Origin of the sequence: Paenarthrobacter sp. YAF11_1 (assembly GCF_052113445.1) — a bacterium.
Taxonomy (GTDB): Bacteria; Actinomycetota; Actinomycetes; order Actinomycetales; family Micrococcaceae; genus Arthrobacter.
Genome location: NZ_JBFRDF010000002.1, coordinates 76399 through 94504, shown reverse-complemented (window position 1 = coordinate 94504; position 18106 = coordinate 76399). Strand labels below are relative to the sequence as shown.

The 18106-nt window shown below is 62.3% G+C and carries 17 protein-coding genes; 6 read left to right on the top strand and 11 right to left on the bottom strand.

The features are described 5' to 3' along the window. Positions 1-82: 82 nt before the first annotated feature. Genes AB4Y77_RS04510 through AB4Y77_RS04485 form a run of 6 tightly spaced genes read right to left on the bottom strand, consistent with a single transcriptional unit; the run spans position 83 to position 5236 of the window. The gene (locus AB4Y77_RS04510; protein ID WP_089595078.1) at positions 83-415 is read right to left on the bottom strand and encodes a metal-sulfur cluster assembly factor; all 333 of its coding nucleotides are present in this window, start codon (positions 413-415) and stop codon (positions 83-85) included. Positions 416-428: 13 nt separating this feature from the next. Further along, positions 429-1214, bottom strand: a complete 786-nt coding sequence (sufC, locus tag AB4Y77_RS04505; protein WP_089595077.1) for a Fe-S cluster assembly ATPase SufC — start codon at positions 1212-1214, stop codon at positions 429-431. A gap of 43 nt (positions 1215-1257) precedes the next feature. Next, entirely contained in the window at positions 1258-1614 is a 357-nt protein-coding gene (locus AB4Y77_RS04500; RefSeq protein ID WP_089595076.1) for a non-heme iron oxygenase ferredoxin subunit, read from the bottom strand. A gap of 21 nt (positions 1615-1635) precedes the next feature. Continuing rightward, positions 1636-2949 (bottom strand): Fe-S cluster assembly protein SufD, encoded by a 1314-nt coding sequence (gene sufD / locus AB4Y77_RS04495; protein ID WP_442013094.1) that lies wholly within the window; start codon positions 2947-2949, stop codon positions 1636-1638. A gap of 2 nt (positions 2950-2951) precedes the next feature. Continuing rightward, positions 2952-4415 carry a Fe-S cluster assembly protein SufB gene (sufB, locus tag AB4Y77_RS04490; protein WP_089595074.1) on the bottom strand — a complete coding sequence of 488 codons (1464 nt, stop codon included), beginning with the start codon at positions 4413-4415 and terminating at the stop codon, positions 2952-2954. After that, entirely contained in the window at positions 4415-5236 is an 822-nt protein-coding gene (locus tag AB4Y77_RS04485; protein WP_442013093.1) for a helix-turn-helix transcriptional regulator, read from the bottom strand. Before AB4Y77_RS04485 ends, sufB begins: the two co-directional genes overlap by 1 nt. 109 nt (positions 5237-5345) lie before the next feature. Between AB4Y77_RS04485 and AB4Y77_RS04480 the strand changes: the two genes are divergently transcribed. From AB4Y77_RS04480 to AB4Y77_RS04470, 3 genes are read left to right on the top strand one after another with little or no spacing between them, the layout of a single operon-like run. Then, complete coding sequence (locus AB4Y77_RS04480; RefSeq protein ID WP_442013092.1) at positions 5346-6311, top strand: ABC transporter ATP-binding protein; 966 nt, start codon at positions 5346-5348, stop codon at positions 6309-6311. Continuing rightward, positions 6308-7072, top strand: coding sequence for an ABC transporter permease (locus tag AB4Y77_RS04475; RefSeq protein ID WP_442013091.1), 765 nt, complete (start codon positions 6308-6310; stop codon positions 7070-7072). The genes AB4Y77_RS04480 and AB4Y77_RS04475 overlap by 4 nt, the downstream gene beginning before the upstream one ends. Positions 7073-7119: 47 nt before the next feature. Further along, the gene (locus AB4Y77_RS04470; RefSeq protein ID WP_442013090.1) at positions 7120-8064 is read left to right on the top strand and encodes a COX15/CtaA family protein; all 945 of its coding nucleotides are present in this window, start codon (positions 7120-7122) and stop codon (positions 8062-8064) included. Between the two features lie 19 nt (positions 8065-8083). Here the strand turns inward: AB4Y77_RS04470 and AB4Y77_RS04465 are convergent, their stop codons facing one another. The 4 genes from AB4Y77_RS04465 to AB4Y77_RS04450 all read right to left on the bottom strand — a co-directional run bounded on the left by AB4Y77_RS04465 (position 8084) and on the right by AB4Y77_RS04450 (position 12507). Continuing rightward, the gene (locus AB4Y77_RS04465) at positions 8084-10042 is read right to left on the bottom strand and encodes an ABC transporter ATP-binding protein/permease (RefSeq protein WP_442013089.1); all 1959 of its coding nucleotides are present in this window, start codon (positions 10040-10042) and stop codon (positions 8084-8086) included. Further along, on the bottom strand, positions 10039-11232 hold the full coding sequence (locus AB4Y77_RS04460) for a hypothetical protein (RefSeq protein WP_442013088.1): 1194 nt from the start codon (positions 11230-11232) through the stop codon (positions 10039-10041). Before AB4Y77_RS04460 ends, AB4Y77_RS04465 begins: the two co-directional genes overlap by 4 nt. Continuing rightward, entirely contained in the window at positions 11219-11923 is a 705-nt protein-coding gene (locus tag AB4Y77_RS04455; protein ID WP_442013087.1) for a hypothetical protein, read from the bottom strand. Before AB4Y77_RS04455 ends, AB4Y77_RS04460 begins: the two co-directional genes overlap by 14 nt. Before the next feature lie 203 nt (positions 11924-12126). Next, entirely contained in the window at positions 12127-12507 is a 381-nt protein-coding gene (locus AB4Y77_RS04450; RefSeq protein WP_442013086.1) for a peptidase inhibitor family I36 protein, read from the bottom strand. A gap of 211 nt (positions 12508-12718) precedes the next feature. Between AB4Y77_RS04450 and AB4Y77_RS04445 the strand changes: the two genes are divergently transcribed. Continuing rightward, positions 12719-13267, top strand: a complete 549-nt coding sequence (locus AB4Y77_RS04445; RefSeq protein WP_442013085.1) for a TOPRIM nucleotidyl transferase/hydrolase domain-containing protein — start codon at positions 12719-12721, stop codon at positions 13265-13267. A gap of 168 nt (positions 13268-13435) precedes the next feature. Here the strand turns inward: AB4Y77_RS04445 and AB4Y77_RS04440 are convergent, their stop codons facing one another. After that, positions 13436-14398, bottom strand: coding sequence for a heme o synthase (locus AB4Y77_RS04440; protein WP_311213294.1), 963 nt, complete (start codon positions 14396-14398; stop codon positions 13436-13438). Positions 14399-14790: 392 nt separating this feature from the next. Between AB4Y77_RS04440 and tkt the strand changes: the two genes are divergently transcribed. Both tkt and tal read left to right on the top strand, forming a co-directional pair. Next, entirely contained in the window at positions 14791-16953 is a 2163-nt protein-coding gene (gene tkt, locus AB4Y77_RS04435) for a transketolase (protein ID WP_442013084.1), read from the top strand. Positions 16954-16986: 33 nt separating this feature from the next. Continuing rightward, the gene (gene tal, locus AB4Y77_RS04430) at positions 16987-18105 is read left to right on the top strand and encodes a transaldolase (protein ID WP_311213292.1); all 1119 of its coding nucleotides are present in this window, start codon (positions 16987-16989) and stop codon (positions 18103-18105) included. The last annotated feature ends 1 nt before the right edge of the window (position 18106 follow it).

Below are 18106 nucleotides of genomic sequence, written 5' to 3'. Positions count from 1 at the left end.
GGCCAAACGACAAAGGAAGGGTTCCAGGCCAATGGCCCGGAACCCTTCCCTATGCCCGCCGGAAGCGGGCAGAAATTGCTGATCAGATGTTGAAGCCCAGGGCCCGCATCTGGTCCTTGCCGTCATCGGTGATCCGCTCGGGACCCCATGGCGGCATCCATACCCAGTTAAGGCGCCAATCATCAACCACGCCGTCAAGGGACTTGCCAACCTGCTCTTCGAGCACGTCCGTCAGCGGGCAAGCCGCAGTGGTCAGTGTCATGTCGATCAGGAGAGCGCCGTCGTCGTCGGAATACTTCAGTCCGTAAAGAAGGCCCAAGTCCACAATGTTGACTCCGAGTTCGGGGTCAATGACGTCCTTGAGCGCTTCCTCGACGTCCTCGAGGCTGGTGCGCGCCGTGTTGATTTCGGTCATGGAACGATCCTAACTAGGCCTGCACGGCAGGAGCAACGGCAACGCCGGCGCCTGGGGCGTAGCGGTCGTAGCCTTCGTCTTCAAGACGGTCGGCGAGCTCGGGGCCGCCCTCTTCAACAACCTTGCCGTCAACGAATACGTGAACGAAGTCCGGCTTGATGTAGCGCAGGATGCGGGTGTAGTGGGTGATGAGCAGGGTGCCCATGTTGCCCTCTTCGTGAGCGCGGTTAACGCCTTCGGAGACAACCTTCAGGGCGTCCACGTCAAGGCCGGAGTCGGTCTCGTCGAGGATGGCGAACTTCGGCTTGAAGAGTTCGAGCTGAAGGATCTCAACACGCTTCTTCTCACCACCGGAGAAGCCTTCGTTGACATTGCGCTGTGCGAAGTCGGCGTCGATACGGAGCTGCTGCATGGCAGCCTTGACGTCTTTGGTCCACGTGCGCAGGGCCGGTGCTTCGCCGTCGATTGCGGTCTTGGCGGTCCGCAGGAAGTTGGTCATGGTGACACCGGGAACCTCTACCGGGTACTGCATGGCCAGGAAGACGCCTGCGCGGGCGCGCTCGTCGACACTCATTTCCAATACGTTCTCACCATCCAGCGTGATGGTGCCGCTGGTGACGTTGTAGCGCGGGTGCCCGGCAATGGTGGAGGCGAGGGTGGACTTGCCCGAGCCGTTGGGGCCCATGATGGCGTGCGTTTCACCGGTCTTGATGGTGAGGCTGACGCCCTTCAGGATCTCCTTGGTGCCCTGCTCCGTCTCGATGCTGACGTGCAGGTCCTTGATTTCAAGAGTTGACATGCTCTTCTTTCTTTCCGTTCGTAAGTCTGGCGGTACTGGGCGCTCAGTAGTGATCTACCGAAGCGCCGTTCACAACGTTGGTCACGTCCACATACACGTCGTCTCCATCGATGGTGACGGCGAAAACAGGGACGGGGTCGTAAGCAGGCAGCTGGAGCGGCTGTCCGCTGCGGAGGTCAAACTGGGAACCGTGGCCCCAGCACTCGATCGCGCAGCCTTCAACCTCACCCTCGGACAAAGAGATGTCCGCGTGCGAGCAGGTATCGGCGATGGCGTGGATCTCGCCCATCGAGTCCTTGACGATGGCTACGGGGTAGTCATCAATCAGGACGCGCAGCGCTTGCTTGACCTGGATGTCATTGGCGTTGCATACCAGTTCGCCTTTGGTTTCTTCACTCATTGTTGCTCTGCCTGGCCTGTCTTAGTTGTCGGTCGCGGCGAGTTCGCGCTCAACAGCTGCGGTCAGGCGATCTTCGATTGCCGGCACCTTGATCTGCTGGATGATCTCGTTGAGGAAGCCCCGGACCACCAGGCGGCGGGCAACCTTCTCAGGGATGCCGCGGGCCATGAGGTAGAACAGGTGTTCGTCGTCGAAACGGCCGGTGGCACTGGCGTGGCCCGCACCCTCGATCAAGCCGGTTTCGATTTCGAGGTTCGGTACGGAGTCGGCGCGGGCGCCGTCAGTGAGGACCAGGTTGCGGTTGGCCTCGTAAGTGTCCGTGCCTTCTGCTTCCTTGCGGATCAGGACGTCGCCAACCCATACGCTGTGGGCGTTGCGGCCCTGGAGGGCGCCCTTGTAAAGAACGCGCGACTTGCAGTTGGCCACCGCGTGGTCAACGAACAGGCGCTGCTCAAGGTGCTGTCCGGCGTCGGCGAAGTACAGGCCGAACATTTCGACGTCGGCACCGGGAGCCGTGAAGCGCGTGGACGGCGTGACGCGAACGAGGTCGCCGCCAAGGCTGACCACAATGTGCTTGAACTTGGCATCGCGGCCGATCTTTGCCTGCTGCGATGATGCGTGCACAGCGTTGTCTGCCCATTCCTGCAAGGAAACAACGGTCAGTTCAGCACCGTCTTCAACGATGATCTCCACGTTCTCGGAGACAACCGCGGTGCCCTGGTGGTCCAGGACCACAACGGCTTTGGAGAAGCGCTCCGCCACAATCACGATGTGCTGGGCAGACGGTGCTTCGCCGGCACCGGTGATCAGGACCGAAACTTCACTCTCGGCCTGCAGCTCGGCGGGCACTGTGATGACCGTTGCCTCGGCGAAGTTCTCCCAGGCGTTGGCGGACACAAGGTCCTCCGGGATGGCTGCCTGGCCGATGCGCTGGTCATCGCGGCCAACGGTTTCAACAACGACGCCGGCAGGCGCGGTAACGCTGACAGCCGGGGCTGCGCCGTTGAGGACGTCGGTGTGAAGGCCACGAAGCCGCTTCAGCGGTGTGAAGCGCCAGTCTTCCTCGAGTCCGTTCAGCGGCTTGAAGTCTGCCAGCTTGTAGGAGGTGAGGCGGCCGGCACGCGAGCTGTCCGGGATGCCTACGCCGCCACCATGCGAGTGGCTCTTGGCCGAAGCGCCGGCCAGCGGACCAGCGGAAGGCTGCTCCGACGTCGTGCTGGTGTTCGTACCGGTGTTCACGGGCGAAAGGTTCTCGCCTTCCTCGGTGAAGCCGTTGATAAACGGCTGGGCCGAGGGCGCGCCGATGCGCGCCTTTTCAGTAGTGATATCAGTCATTGTTAACCGACGGACCCTTCCATCTGCAGTTCAATCAAGCGGTTCAGCTCGAGGGCGTATTCCATGGGGAGTTCACGGGCAATCGGCTCAATAAAGCCGCGCACGATCATGGCCATGGCCTCGTCTTCAGGCATGCCGCGGGACATCAGATAGAAGAGCTGCTCTTCGCTGACGCGGGAAACGGTGGCCTCGTGGCCCATGACAACGTCATCCTCACGGATGTCGATGTACGGGTACGTGTCCGAGCGGGAAATGGTGTCCACCAGGAGGGCGTCACAACGGACCGTGTTGGCCGAGTGCTTGGCGCCCTCGCGGACCTGGACCAAGCCGCGGTATGCAGCACGGCCACCGCCGCGGGCCACGGACTTGGAAATGATGGAGCTCTTGGTGTTCGGCGCGATATGTACCATCTTGGAGCCGGTGTCCTGGTGCTGGCCTTCGCCGGCGAAAGCGATGGAGAGAGTTTCGCCCTTGGCGTGCTCGCCCACAAGGTACACGGCCGGGTACTTCATGGTCACCTTGGAACCGATGTTGCCATCGATCCACTCCATGGTGGCGCCCTCTTCGCAGATGGCACGCTTGGTGACGAGGTTGTACACGTTGGTGGACCAGTTCTGGATGGTCGTGTAGCGGACGCGGGCGCCCTTCTTCACGATGATCTCCACGACGGCCGAGTGCAGGGAATCCGAGGTGTAGATCGGAGCCGTGCAGCCTTCGATGTAGTGAACGTAGGAGTCCTCATCGGCGATGATCAGCGTGCGCTCGAACTGGCCCATGTTTTCCGTGTTGATGCGGAAGTAGGCCTGCAGCGGAATGTCCACGTGGACGCCCTTGGGGACGTACACGAAGGAACCGCCGGACCAGACGGCCGTGTTCAGCGATGCGAACTTGTTATCGCCCACGGGAATGATGGTGCCGAAGTATTCCTGGAAGATCTCCGGGTGCTCACGCAAAGCGGTATCAGTGTCCAGGAAGATGACGCCCTGGGCTTCCAGGTCTTCACGGATCTGGTGGTAGACCACCTCGGACTCGTACTGGGCAGCGACGCCCGAGACGAGGCGGCTGCGCTCAGCTTCAGGAATACCGAGTTTCTCGTAGGTGTTCCGGATGTCTTCCGGAAGGTCTTCCCACGTGGCGGCCTGTTTCTCGGTGGAACGCACAAAATACTTGATGTTGTCGAAGTCGATGCCGGAGAGGTCTGCACCCCAGGTAGGCATGGGCTTGCGGTCGAAGTACTTCAGGCCCTTGAGCCGCAGATCGAGCATCCATTGGGGCTCGTTCTTCTTCGAGGAGATGTCGCGGACGACCTCCTCGTTGAGGCCACGACGGGCGTTTGCGCCCACGTCGTTCTTGTCGGCCCAGCCGTACTCGTAGTTTCCGATACCGTGCAGTTCGGGATTCTTCTCCAGAATCTCCGAGATCACAGTGCCGTCAGCTACCGCTTTCTCTGCTATTTGGTCCGTCATCACGGCCTTTCTTGCTGGTTGTTTGATTCCTGGTACGGGTTCCCGGACTGCTCTGCGACATCTGGGGATGCCGTGGCAGCCGGGCGCCCGGTAGGTATGTGGGTGGTGCAGACGTGGCCGCCCTGCGCGAGTGTGGAGAGGCGCCGGACATCGACGCCCACCAAACGCGAGAAGACCTTGGTCTCGGTGTCGCAAAACACCGGAAACTCCGCGGCGAGCCGCTGGATGGGGCAATGGCCCTGGCATAACTGAACGCTGGACAGCGCTGCAGGCAACGGGGCCTTCGCCTCAATGGAATGCGCTGAAGCAACGAAGCGGTCGCGGCTGAGTGCCTTGGAGAGCGCCATGGCCCGGGCGGTGATGTCTTCCCCGGCGGCTTCGACCTCAGGGGCGTAACGACGTTCCATGTCGGAGAAGCGTTCCTCCGCGTATTCACGGACTGCATCCTCGCCGGCGAGTTCCTGGAGGCGCCGGAGCGCAGAGCTGGCAATGTTCAGGTAGTCATCGCCCAGAGTGGACTGCCCCTGGGAGCTCAGGACGTAACGGCGTGCGGGGCGTCCCGCGCCGGAACCGGCCTTAGCCACACGCTTGACCTCTATGACGCCGCTGCGCGCCAAATGATCAAGGTGACGGCGGACTGCAGCGGGTGTGAAGCCGAGGAGATCGCCAAGTTCCGCGGCGCTCACCGGTCCGTTCTCAAGAACGGCGCTCAGGACCCGGTCCCTTGTGCGGTCATCCGCGTCCGGCAGCGCAGGCGGGGCAACGAATGCCTCTGCCGCTGCAGCATGCCGTGTTGAGGGCATGGAAGTTGGACTGCTCATGGAATACACAACACAATCATGTCGTAATTTGTTTCATGCATCCAGTAAGGCAAGACTGACCTCAGTCGCCCGCCAAGTGTGACCGTACTACTTCACGTAGAATACTCTGGTGCGCTCACCCGAATCCCCTGTCCTCACCATAGACGGACTCATTAAGGATGTAGGCCCTTTGGCCTCCCTTGACGGCAAAATGCTCCGGGTGGTCAGCGGACTGTCCCTTGTGGCGGAGCGCGGCCAAGTGACCGCCCTGCTCGGTGCCAACGGAGCCGGCAAGACCACCACCCTTGAATGTGCGCAAGGACTGCAGAAGCGGACCGGCGGAAGTATCTCGCTCCTTGGCGCAGACCCTGATTCGGCCGGCGCCGACTTGAGGTCGCGCGTAGGGGTGATGCTCCAGGATGGCGGGCTGCCGCCGTCGGCCCGTCCCATCCCATTGTTGCGGCACGTTGCCGGCATGTACCAAAACCCCATGGATGTTGACGCGCTGGTGGAACGGCTGGGAATCGGCCAATTCAGTAGGACAAGCGTACGCAGGCTGTCGGGCGGCCAAAAGCAGCGCTTGGCTCTGGCCGCCGCATTGGTCGGCAATCCGGAGATCCTGTTCCTCGATGAGCCCAGTGCGGGGCTGGATCCGCAATCGCGCCAGATGGTTTTCGACCTGATCGCCGAACTCCGTGACGCTGGCATGGGAATTGTCCTGACCACGCATCTGATGGACGACGCCGAGCGCCTGGCCGACTACGTGTACATCATCGACGGCGGCCACAACGTGGTGGAGGGAACCGTTGCGGAACTGCTTCGCCATGACCACGCCACGGATTCTGCCATCACGGACCGGACGCTCCACTTCGATGCGCCGGGCGGACTCGACTTTGCCGGCATCTTGGGACCGGGCCTTCAACTGACCGAGACCCGCTCCGGAAGCTACTCCATCACGGGTGCGATCACACCGAAAGACCTTGCGGCCCTGACCGCGTGGTGGGCGGAGCGGAACATCATGCCTGCATCACTCCGCCTGGAAGCCCGTAGCCTTGAAGACGTGTTCCTGGACATTTCCGGAAGGGACCTCCGATGAGCAAGCTCCTCTCTCCCAACGCGGGACCCGCATCGCTGCCACGCCGCATCATGCAGCAGGGACGCTATGAGACCATCACCATGCTGCGGAACGGCGAACAGCTGATCCTTGCCATCGTCCTGCCTTTGATGGCTTTGGTGGGACTGGTAGTGACTCCCCTCCTTGATGGCCTGGGGGGATCACGTGTGGACGTTGCCACCCCGGGCATCCTCGCTCTTTGCGCGATGTCCACGGCTTTCACCGGGCAAGGAATTGCTACCGGCTTTGACCGCCGCTACGGAGTCCTCCGGTTCCTGTCCACCACACCGTTGGGCAGGGGCGGGCTCATCGCCGGCAAGATCCTTGCCGTACTGGTGGTCCTCTTCCTGCAGGTAGTGGTGGTGGGCGCCGTTGCCGCCTTGCTGGGATGGCAGCCCAGGCCCGAAGCCTGGCTCCCCGGGCTTGGTCTGCTGGTCCTTGGCGCTGCCGCCTTCACTGCCCTTGGACTGCTGGTGGCGGGCACGGTCCGACCGGAGGCAACTCTGGCCATCACCAATTTGCTGTGGATACTGCTGGGTGCGCTGGGCGGAATCGTGGTGCCGTCCGAACGGCTTCCCGGCCTGCTGCAGGGCATCGTCCACTTCCTCCCGTCGGGTGCCCTTGGCCAGGCGCTCCGCGACGCTTTCCTTGTGGGCGCCGTTCCGTTCCCCGCCGTCCTTGTCCTCCTGCTGTGGACGGTAATTGCCGGCGCCGCAGCCATCCGCTGGTTCAAGTGGAACTAATCCAACCGGGCACCAACAACAATGCAGAACTGAGAAGTGAGAAAACTGTGAGCACGGCATCGCGCCTTCCAAAGACCATTCAGCGGTTCACGTCCAAGTTGCCTACCGAGGTTAATAAGGCCGTCCGCCGCTTGGCTTTGTTGTCACTCATTGGGCAGACCGTCCTGGTGGTGACCGGAGGTGCCGTCCGCCTTACCGCCTCCGGTTTGGGCTGCCCCACCTGGCCGCGATGCACCAACGACTCGCTGGTCAATACTCCGGAAATGGGCATTCACGGGTTCATCGAATTCGGGAACCGCCTGCTGACCTTCGCCCTGGCAGCCGTTGCCGCGCTCATGCTGGTGTACTTGTGGAACCTCCGCAAAGAGCGCCGCGACCTGTTCATCCTCGCCCTGGGCCTGCTGGCCAGCATCCCGGCCCAAGCGGTCATCGGCGGTATCACGGTTTTGTCCGGCCTTAACCCATGGGTGGTGGGCCTGCACTTCCTGGTCTCCATGGCTTTGGTGGTCTTCGCCACGCTGCTGGTCAACCGGGCCTATGGCCGTACTGGTGGCTATATGAACCGGATCCTGCCCGCGCTCCCGGCCACGGCCCGCCCTGTGATGCTGGCCGTTGCTGTTTTCTCGGCAGTGTCGGTGATGCTGGGTGTCGTGGTCACTGGTGCCGGCCCTCATGCTGGAGACGCCGACGCACCCCGGAACGACCTCGACTGGGACCTGTTTTCCCACATCCACGCCGTCCCCGCTTATTTGATCACGGCCGGAACGCTGTTCGCGGTGTACTTGGTGGTCCGCTACAAGATCAACGGTCCGTTCCGAACGGCGGCATACCTGCTGCTGGGCGTGACACTGCTGCAGGCTGTCATCGGTTTCACCCAGTACTACAACGGAATTCCCGCCCTGCTGGTGGGTGCGCACATGCTCGGCGCGGCTATGCTCATGAGCGCTGCCACCAACGCCGCGGACGTTGCGAAGCACAGCCCGGTCCGATAACTGAACTCCTATGCCTGTCCTAAGCCCGGATCAGGTGCGCCGGGTTGGACCGCATGGCCAGTATGGCCGGATATACGGCGGACAGGGTACCGCTGACAAGTCCCGCCCCCATGCCCCACATCGACGCGTACCAAGGAATCATTGCCGCCCAGCCTTCACTGGATGCGTAGGCCAAGACGGAGCCCATTCCGGCCGCTGCGCCTGCAGCCCCGCCCAACGCTCCCACCGCGGCACCTTCGGTGAGGAACATCGAGGCCAGCACTCCCCGCCGCATGCCCAGGGCCAGTCGCAGTGCAATCTCGCTTGATCGCGCCAGCACGCCCAGGTACATGGTAGTTCCGGCGCTGAGGCAGGCCATGGCGAGCAGTACGACGGAGACAATGGCTACCAGCCTGCCGAGGTCCGAATTAATCCCCTGTTTGAGCTCACGCAGGTCCGCCACTGTCTGCACCTTGACGTTGCCCGGTTCGCTCGGACTGAGTGCTTTTGGCAGCGCCTCTGCAATAGCTGCCGGCATCCCTGGAGTTGTCCGAAAAACCAGGCTGGCTGCCACGTTATTGGTCAAGGGATAGGATCCGACGCCCACCAGAACAGCTGAGGGCAGAACAGGGTCCCGCCCAGGGTTGTCAACAATTCCCACCACCGGGACGGGCTGGCCATACAGCCACACCACGACACCGGCACCTGGCTTCGCGATTCCAAACCGCTGGGCGGCATCCTGGCCCAGGACGGCAACAGGCCCTCCAAATGACTGATCCAGCAGGGCGGCATCGCCGTAGGAAACTGTTGCGCCTTGGAGTCGAAGATACCCAGAGTCGACGATCCGGACAGCCCCGGTGAACCCTGGCGGATCGGGAAAGGACCCGGGCCGGAAAGTTGATGGCTGCACCACCGACGAGGAGAGCTCAGCGATAACACCGGCGTCGTGAACGCCGTAGAGTCTCCTTGATGCCTGGAGATCGGTGCTGACGGCTTCCCAGGATGCATAACCTGCCTCGCGAGTCACCCGGACTTCGTCGCTGGCGGCGGCATCGATGCGGGCCGATACCTTGACGGAGGCGCTCTCGCTCAGTCCGATGGCCGTCACCAGCCCTCCGCTGCCCAGAAGGAATGCCATGATCAGCAAAAGGGCCTTGGCCGGACGAACCGTGAGGGCAGACAGGGCGTCAGCAACAACATCCACGGCCTCGTGACGTCGGCGCCGGACGAACGTGTGTTCGTTGCCCGCGGAACCGGCAGCCGTAGCGGGTGGCGTGCCGAAACGGCCCTTGCTGTCGCCCGTGTCCTGGACGATGGCTCCATCGCGCATGGTGATGATGCGGCCCGCGGCCGCGGCAATGTCGGGATCGTGGGTCACCATGACTACGGTGGTTCCGGACTCACTGAGTTCGCGCAAATGATGGATGACCAGCTCGCCGTTTGCTGTGTCAAGACTGCCCGTGGGTTCGTCGGCAAGGACTACCCTGGGCGCACCCATCACGGCCCTGGCGATGGCAAGTCGTTGCCGCTCACCCCCGGACAACAACGCAGCAGGGGTTGCTGCCCTGCGCTCAAGGCCGAATCTCGCCAAGGAAGGCAAGACAAGTTGTTTCTGGACCGCAAACGCTATACCGCGAGCACGTAGGCCCAGTACCGCATTGCGGGCTGCAGCATCACGCCCCACCATGTGGGATTCCTGAAAGACGAAGCCAAAAATGCCTGCTCTGCGGTCTGCTCTTCGTCTCTCGTTGAGGCCTTCGACGTCCACCCCATCAATGAGGTAGGTACCGTGAGTCGGTGTGTCCAGGAGGCCGAGGACATTCAGAAGGGTCGACTTTCCCGAACCCGAGGGCCCGACGATGGCGACGAACTCCCCCTCATGGATGTCCAGGTACACGTCATCCAGTGCTGTCACTCCGGTAAACCGCCGATTAACGCCGCGCAGACTGAGAATCGGGCGGGGCTGCGCGGGATCCGATGATGCATGGGAAGTGCTCATTGCAAGGTGACCTCATCGCCAACAAGTAGTCCGTCGACGTCCGCGATGGCCGCCCATCCGTCCGCTTGGGCCGTGATCTTTACCTCCAGACGGCGCGGCTGGCCGTTCGCCTGGTCGTTCTTCTGGTCATTCGCCTGGACCAGGAGGTAAGGCCTACCGCCCTCTTGACGAATGGCTATCAGTGGAACGGCGAGGGACTCCGTAGCTGCGCTGCCTGCAGTTACGGTGACTGATTGCCCGGCCGCAAATCCCTGTGCGCCCGGCGGCAATGCCACAGTGATGTCTTTTCCTGGAATAGTGTTCTCGCTGTGTTCACCCTCCAGGAAGCTGCTGACCTTCGCCACAGTAGTGTCAAGCGCAGTCGATCCGGCCCTGACCGTGACACGCATGCCGACAGCGAATTGCTCGGCTTGGACCACGTCTGCGCGGGCAACTATGGCGTCGTCGGCAACTCTGATCCGTGCCACGACCCCATCATCTGCCAGGATGGCACCAGATCCGGCGATGGAGGCGACCTTCCCGGTGTCACCGGGGACCTGAACGAACTCCCGCCAGCGGAACATGATGTCCGACGACGATGGCTTGGGTGCTGCACTACCGGCTTCCCCCTGAGAGATGGGATCGGAGGCAGTGGGGGCCTTAAACCCTGCGGCTTTGTACCAGAATCCCAATGCTTGCTGGGTTGGCAGGTCAAAGCTTCCCGTCACGGGACACGCATAACCCCACGACGTCAAGACCGTCTGAAGGGATTCCACATCGGGTCCCGCCTCACCTTGGGTGATATCCCGATACAACGGCACACCCGCAGGGAGTATCAGCAGTGGTCTGCCGGACACGACGGCCAGCAAGTCACCGGGGGCCACGTGGCTTCCAGCCTCTTTGGCCACTGCTGTCACAACCAGCCTGTCAACTCCCTCGGCATGGCTTGCCTGAAGAACGGACTCTGCTCCCGCAACGACTTTCCCGGAAAGGACCACCTGTTTCACCACGGCCCGGCGTTCCACCGTCGCTGACACCGGAACAACGGCTGCCAGGGGCGGTGTCGACTCCGTCCCTGCCGTGGTGGAAGTGCCTGCCCAGTAGGCGGCGCCCAAACCTGCAAGCACGACCAGCACCACCACAGGAATCAGCCACCAGCGCGGAATGCGCCTCATGGCGCGGGCAATCTGCAGTGATTCAGAGTCTTGCATCTGCCACTCCGTGGTCCCGCAGTATTCGCCTGGCACGCTCCACTGCAGCCGTCTTCTCTTCCGCCAAGGCGTTGAGTTCCGCTTGATGGTTCTTCATCTGTGCTGCCTGATACTGAGCGAGAATGTCATAAGGTATGCGGGCGCCGCCGCTGGCCTCCTTGCAGTCAACGTCAATCAAAGCCGTCCGGATTTCATCTTCCTTGGAGCTGCCATCCTGGAACGACCATGAGTCCGCAGCAGCAAGCTTTAGACCCTTGGCCTCCACGCAGTCTTCCCACGTGCTGCGATATGCCAGATATTCGGGGTCCCGATCGGTGAGGGCTACTGAAATCTGCACAACCTGATTCTGAATGGACGTATCGCCCGCCAGCCCCTCAAGGAGTTCGGGCAGACCAGCCCGACCCACCGAACTGGTGCACTTTACTTCCATCTCCTGTTGCTGTGCGCTAAGGGCAGGGCGCTCCGGTTGCTGATCCATGACTCCTGGACTAACACGGATCTCCGGCATGGCACCGTTCCGCGCAGCCAGGGACCGGGACCACTGACCATACCTGTAGTCCTGCAGGGCCTTACCTCCGCCGCCCCAGGGTGCCACTGTGAAACCGGCCTCCTCGACACAGTCGTAAATAAGGAAGGCAACCGCCGTATTGACGATGACGTTCTCGCGGTCCGAGTACCAGTAGGAACTCATGGGAAGAACCACCTCACCGCTTGTTTCGTTGAGCGATGCCCTTGCCCCGGCTCCGGCCGAACGATCGACATCGGGCAGGCTGGCGGCCGGAGGTACGGTGGGGGCTGGCGCTGATGGGCTGGCACAGGCCGTGGTGAGACACGTGACAACGGCCAGCGACGTGATGATCTGCGCGACACATGGAAATGTTGGAGGTCGCAAGGCTAACCCCAGATACTTGAGATCTCGTCGTCCCAGTTCACGCCGGAGTACATTGACACGCCCCGAAGATCGTTCACCGCGTTGCCACCACGGAAAATGACGGCGTGGCCTGAGTAGTTCAGGTCCCGGTAGAGATAGACGTAGGGCGATTGGACATTTGCAGCCGGGCCAATGACGATTGAACTCGCTTTGTCGTTTGCTGGGCCGCCCAAATATGAAGTGACCCAGCCAAAAGACCGCTGCGTTCCCGTGAACCAGTAATCGCCATAGAGGCATACTCGCGCTGTGGAGCATGCCGGCGCGGCTTGGGCAGCGCTTACCCCGGTCAGGACCGAAGCTGAAGCAACCGTCAGGATCCCGGCTGTACGCAGAAGTGCTTTCACTGTTTCCCCAATGCTCTTGTGGTGCGGAACGACTCTGTTCCACTACGAACGCTAGGGTGCGCACGGCACCACCTAGACGCCAGAACTCAAACTAGGTGGCGTTTGGGCAGGAAATAGGTGCCCAGAAGTCAGAAACTAGGTGCCGCAATGGGACCTCTAGGTATGGAAGCGTGTCAGAGCCCTCCGCCGTCGCGTCCGACATACTTGTCCTATGCAGGCGACAACTGTGCTGGTCGAGGGTGAAAGCGACAGGTTGGCCGTGGAGGCCCTGGCCTTGCGATGTGACCACGACTTGGCCTCGGAACGTGTGCAAATTGTCCCGATGGGTGGCGCCACGAGTATCGTGCACTACCTCGAGCGCTACGGCCCGAAGGGAGCGGACCACCGATTACTTGGGCTTTGTGACGCAGGTGAGTCCAGAGGCATTGCCAGGGCACTCCTGCGTGCCGGCATGGGGTCCGGAACCCTGGAAGAGCGCGGGTTCCAGGTTTGTGACGCCGATCTGGAGGATGAAATCATCCGATGCCTGGGAATCGAGGCAGTGCTCGAGGTCATCGAGGCCCAGGGCGAGCTGGCCTCGTTCAAGCTCCTCCAACGCCAGCCATCACTGCGTGAACGGTCCGTGGAAGCCCAACTGCAGCGGTTCTTCGGGGGCCGGAGCGGCAACAAGATTCGCTACGCACCCCTGCTGGTCTTTGCGCTGCCCGCTGGCCAGGCACCACCCCCGCTGGCTCACTTGGTTGCGTCCTTTGGGATGTGAGCGAGCGTTGGGATCAAGGGCTAGGGATGTGAGCGAGCCTTGGGAACAAGGGCTAGGGATGTGAGCGAGCGTTGGGATCAAGGGCTAGGGATGTGAGCGGAACAGCAAGTCGCCGGCACTCAGGTGAGTGTCGGCGTCGAACGTTTGTTACTTGAGGAACTGCGGGACTTAGCCGCCGACGATCGCTGAGCCAATGAACGGGTCAACTGCCAGTGCGATGAAGAGCAGCGTCAGGTAGCTGATGGAGCCGTGGAAGACCTTCATGGCGCCCTTGTTGGAGACGTCGCCACCCTGTGCGCGTTTGTACAGGGCGTGGCTCTCGTAGAGGAACCAGGCGCCGGCGGCAACGGCGACGATCGTGTAAACCCAGCCGGCACCGCCGACGGGCACCATCAAGAGTGAGCAGGCAACCATGGCCCAGGCGTAGAGGACAACCTGTACCGAAACCACCTTGGCTCCGGCGATGGCACCCAGCATGGGCACCTTGGCGTTGCGGTAGTCCTCGCCGTAGCGCATGGACAGGGGCCAGTAGTGCGGGGGCGTCCACAGGAAGATCACCATGAAGAGCACGATTGCAGGCCACTCCACCGTATTGGTGACCGCGGCCCAGGCGATCAGCACCGGGAAGCACCCTGCTGCTCCGCCCCACACAATGTTCTGGGCAGTGCGTCGCTTCAGGATCATGGTGTAAATGACCACGTAAAAGACGATGGCGCCGAGCCCGAGCCAGGCGGAGAGAGGATTGGCGCCGAACCACAGGATCGCAATTGAGGCTGCGCCAAGGATCCAGGCGAAGATCAGGGCCTCGCGCGGCGTCACTTCACCCGTAACCAAGGGACGCTTCTCGGTGCGGTGCATCAGTTTGTCGATGTCGCGGTCGATGTAGCAATTGAAGACGCCGGCGCTGCCGGCTGCAAACGCTCCGCCGACGAGGGTGGCCAGGATCAGGCCGATGGAGGGGAAGCCGCGCTGGGCGAAGATCATGGTGGGCAGGGTGCTGACCAGGAGGAGTTCGATGACCCGGGGTTTGGTGAGTGCCAGATACGCCTTGAACTTACGGGAAATTCCGATGCTTCCCCGGGCCGGGGACGCGTTGAGGGGCGTATCAGTTGTGCTCACGGCGGCAGTCACTCTGTTCTATGCTCTGGGGTTCTCGCAACGGCTGCCGTCCCGGTCTTCGAAAGCTGACACGGGCGCATGAACCGCTGGTGGCCTCCAAATATCATACCGTGGCTGGAAGTAGCCCAATGTCCGCAAAATTCGTCAATGTTTCCGAATCTTCACTCCGCTTCGGGGCCGTCGTGATTCATATAAGGGAATTTCTGTCCAGTTAGTGGGATTCCCTGAGTTCCATGACACGTTTAGGGCTAAGCTGTTGAGCAGATCAGCACACGTTGACGATCCGGGAAACCGTATTCTCGGATATCCGTGCGTCTGGATGAGAGATCAACGTTTCAATGGTGAACGGCTGGTAGACACATTGCAGCGGGCGCCATCCTGTGCTTCCTGCGTGCCGTGTCCATATGCCTGCCGTCAGCACAGAGAGGGGCTCGGTTTTCGTGCCACATTTGGAAGAGCAAGAACTGTCATGGACCGATCTGGACAAGAAGGCAGTTGACACCGTTCGCGTGTTGGCCGCCGACGCCGTGGAGAAGGTCGGCAACGGCCACCCTGGTACGGCGATGAGCTTGGCTCCGGCAGCATACTTGCTGTTCCAGAAGCTGATGCGCCATGACCCGAAGAACCCGGACTGGCTTGGCCGCGACCGGTTTGTCCTGTCCCCCGGCCACACGTCGTTGACCCTTTACATCCAGCTGTTCCTGTCCGGCTACGGCCTGGAACTGAAGGACCTTGAGGCGCTCCGCACGTGGGGTTCGCTGACCCCGGGACACCCCGAGTACAAGCACACCGCCGGTGTGGAAATCACCACCGGCCCGCTGGGCCAGGGCCTGGCCTCCGCTGTTGGTTTCGCTTACTCCCAGCGTCGCCAGCGCGGATTGTTCGACGCCGATGCTCCCGCCGGCGAATCGCCGTTCGACCACACCATCTGGGTCATCGCTTCCGACGGCGATCTCCAGGAAGGCGTCACCTCCGAGGCCTCCTCGCTCGCAGGCCACCAGGAACTGGGCAACCTCGTAGTGATCTACGACGAGAACCACATTTCCATTGAAGACGACACCGACATCGCCTTCACCGAGGACGTCCTCAAGCGCTACGAGGCCTACGGCTGGCACACCCAGCGCGTGGACTGGACCAAGACCGGCGACTACGTCGAAGACGTCCAGGAACTCTACGCAGCACTGCTCGCTGCGAAGGCAGAGACGAACAAGCCGTCCATCATCTCGCTGCGCACCATCATCGGGTACCCGGCGCCGAAGAAGCAGAACACCGGCAAGATCCACGGATCCGCCCTGGGCGCCGAGGAAGTCGCGGCTCTGAAGACCGTGCTCGGCTTCGACCCGGCCAAGTCCTTCGACGTTGACGAAGAAGTTCTGGCACACGCCCGCAAGGTCCTGGACCGCGGGGCCGAGTCACGCGCTGCCTGGCAGTCCAGCTTTGAGGCATGGCAGTCCGCCAACCCGGACGCCGCTGCGCTGTTGGAGCGTGTTGAAGCCAAGAAGCTCCCCGTGGGCATCGATGCTGCGCTCCCCGTGTTCGAAGCAGGCAAGGACGTTTCCACCCGTGCGGCTTCGGGCAAGGTCCTGAACGCCATCGGCCCGGTCCTGCCGGAGCTGTGGGGCGGCTCGGCCGACCTCGCGGAGTCCAACAACACCACCATTGAAGGCTCGCCGTCGTTCATCCCGACCTCGCGCTCCACGGATGCCTGGAAGGGCAACCCGTACGGACGGGTGCTGCACTTCGGTATCCGTGAGCACGCTGCCGCGTCGATCGTGAACGGCATCTCCCTGCATGGCCGCACGCGCGCCTTCTCGGGGACGTTCTTGATCTTCAGCGACTACCAGCGCCCGGCCATCCGCCTCGGCGCGCTGATGGGGGTTCCGTCGCTGTACGTCTGGACGCACGACTCCATCGGCCTGGGCGAAGACGGCCCCACCCACCAGCCGGTGGAACAGCTTGCCTCGCTGCGTGCAATTCCGGGCCTGGACGTTGTCCGTCCCGGTGACGCGAACGAGGTCTCCGCGGCATGGAAGGTCATGCTGGAGAACCACGAGAACCCGGCCGGAATCGTCCTGACCCGCCAGAACATCCCCACGTACGCCCGCGGCGAAGGCGAAGCAACCGGCGACACGTTCGGTTCCACCGCAGGTGTCGCCAAGGGCGGCTACGTGCTGGCCGAAGCTTCCAAGGACGGCGAAACCGTTGACGCGCAGGTCATCCTGATCGGGACCGGCTCGGAAGTCCAGCTCGCCGTGCAGGCCCGCGAAGCCCTCCAGGCTGAAGGAATCGCCGTCCGCGTTGTGTCCATGCCGTGCGTTGAGTGGTTCAACAAGCAGGACGAGGCCTACCGCGAGTCGGTGCTCCCGGCATCCGTGAAGGCCCGTGTCTCCGTTGAAGCAGGCCTGGCACTGGGCTGGCGAGAATTCGTCGGCGACGCCGGCCGCTCCATCTCCCTGGAACACTTCGGCGCCTCGGCAGACTACAAGCGGCTCTTCAACGAATTCGGCATCACCGCCGAAGCCGTCGCGGCCGCAGCCAAAGACTCCCTCGCAGACTCCAACGCATAACAGTCTGCTTCCCTCTCACAAGGAGAAAAACACATGACCAGCACTCCCACGCAGCAGCTCTCCGACGCCGGCGTTTCCATCTGGCTCGATGACCTCTCCCGCACCCGCCTGGACTCAGGCACCCTGCAGAAGCTCATCGACGAAAAGAACGTAGTTGGTGTGACCACCAACCCGTCCATCTTCCACGCCGCCATCACCTCAGGCACGGACTACGACGCCACCATCGCAGCGCAGGCCGCGGCCGGCGCCAGCGTCGAAGAGACCATCTTTGAAATCACCACCACTGACGTTGCAGACGCCTGCGATCTCTTTGCACCGGTCGCCGCCGCCACCAACGGCGTGGACGGCCGCGTTTCCATCGAGGTGGACCCCCGCCTTGCCTGGGACACCGCCGGTACCATCGCCGAGGCCAAGCACCTCTACGCCAAGGTCAACAAGGACAACGTCCACATCAAGATCCCCGCAACCCTGGAAGGCCTCGAAGCCATCACGGCTACCTTGGCCGAGGGCATCAGCGTCAACGTGACCCTGATCTTCTCCCTGGAGCGCTACCGCGCGGTCATCAACGCCTTCCAGTCCGGCCTCGAGCAGGCAAAGGACAACGGCCACGATCTCTCCAAGATCCACTCCGTGGCCTCGTTCTTCGTGTCCCGCGTTGACTCGGAGATCGACAAGCGCCTCGACGCCATCGGTACCGACGAAGCCAAGGCCCTCAAGGGCAAGGCAGGCGTCGCCAACGCCCGCTTGGCCTACCAGGTCTACGAAGAGCTCTTCTCCACCGAGCGCTGGGCAGTGCTGGCAGAAGCCGGCGCCCTCCCCCAGCGTCCTCTGTGGGCCTCCACAGGAGTCAAGGATCCGGCCTACCCGGACACCCTCTACGTGACCGAACTCGTGGCCGCCGGCGTTGTCAACACCATGCCGGAAAAGACGCTGGACGCTTCGTTCGACCACGGCGTCGTTACCGGTGACACCATCACTGGCACCTACGACGAGGCAAACGAGACCCTCAATGCACTCGAAGCCCTCGGCGTTTCCTACAACGACGTCGTGACGTTGCTGGAGACCGAAGGCCTCGAGAAGTTCGTAGGCTCTTGGAAGGAACTCCTCGCCGACGTCGAAGGCGCCCTCGCCACCGCACGGAAGGCTTCCTAAC

Coding starts and splice junctions, on each gene's coding strand:
- tkt (WP_442013084.1), top strand. CDS start 14,791: ATGCCTGCCGTCAGCACAGAGAGGGGCTCGGTTTTCGTGCCACATTTG.
- AB4Y77_RS04500 (WP_089595076.1), bottom strand. CDS start 1,614: ATGAGTGAAGAAACCAAAGGCGAACTGGTATGCAACGCCAATGACATC.
- sufD (WP_442013094.1), bottom strand. CDS start 2,949: ATGACTGATATCACTACTGAAAAGGCGCGCATCGGCGCGCCCTCGGCC.
- AB4Y77_RS04460 (WP_442013088.1), bottom strand. CDS start 11,232: ATGCAAGACTCTGAATCACTGCAGATTGCCCGCGCCATGAGGCGCATT.
- AB4Y77_RS04455 (WP_442013087.1), bottom strand. CDS start 11,923: ATGAGTTCCTACTGGTACTCGGACCGCGAGAACGTCATCGTCAATACG.
- tal (WP_311213292.1), top strand. CDS start 16,987: ATGACCAGCACTCCCACGCAGCAGCTCTCCGACGCCGGCGTTTCCATC.
- sufB (WP_089595074.1), bottom strand. CDS start 4,415: ATGACGGACCAAATAGCAGAGAAAGCGGTAGCTGACGGCACTGTGATC.
- AB4Y77_RS04485 (WP_442013093.1), bottom strand. CDS start 5,236: ATGAGCAGTCCAACTTCCATGCCCTCAACACGGCATGCTGCAGCGGCA.
- AB4Y77_RS04465 (WP_442013089.1), bottom strand. CDS start 10,042: ATGAGCACTTCCCATGCATCATCGGATCCCGCGCAGCCCCGCCCGATT.
- sufC (WP_089595077.1), bottom strand. CDS start 1,214: ATGTCAACTCTTGAAATCAAGGACCTGCACGTCAGCATCGAGACGGAG.
- AB4Y77_RS04510 (WP_089595078.1), bottom strand. CDS start 415: ATGACCGAAATCAACACGGCGCGCACCAGCCTCGAGGACGTCGAGGAA.
- AB4Y77_RS04445 (WP_442013085.1), top strand. CDS start 12,719: ATGCAGGCGACAACTGTGCTGGTCGAGGGTGAAAGCGACAGGTTGGCC.
- AB4Y77_RS04475 (WP_442013091.1), top strand. CDS start 6,308: ATGAGCAAGCTCCTCTCTCCCAACGCGGGACCCGCATCGCTGCCACGC.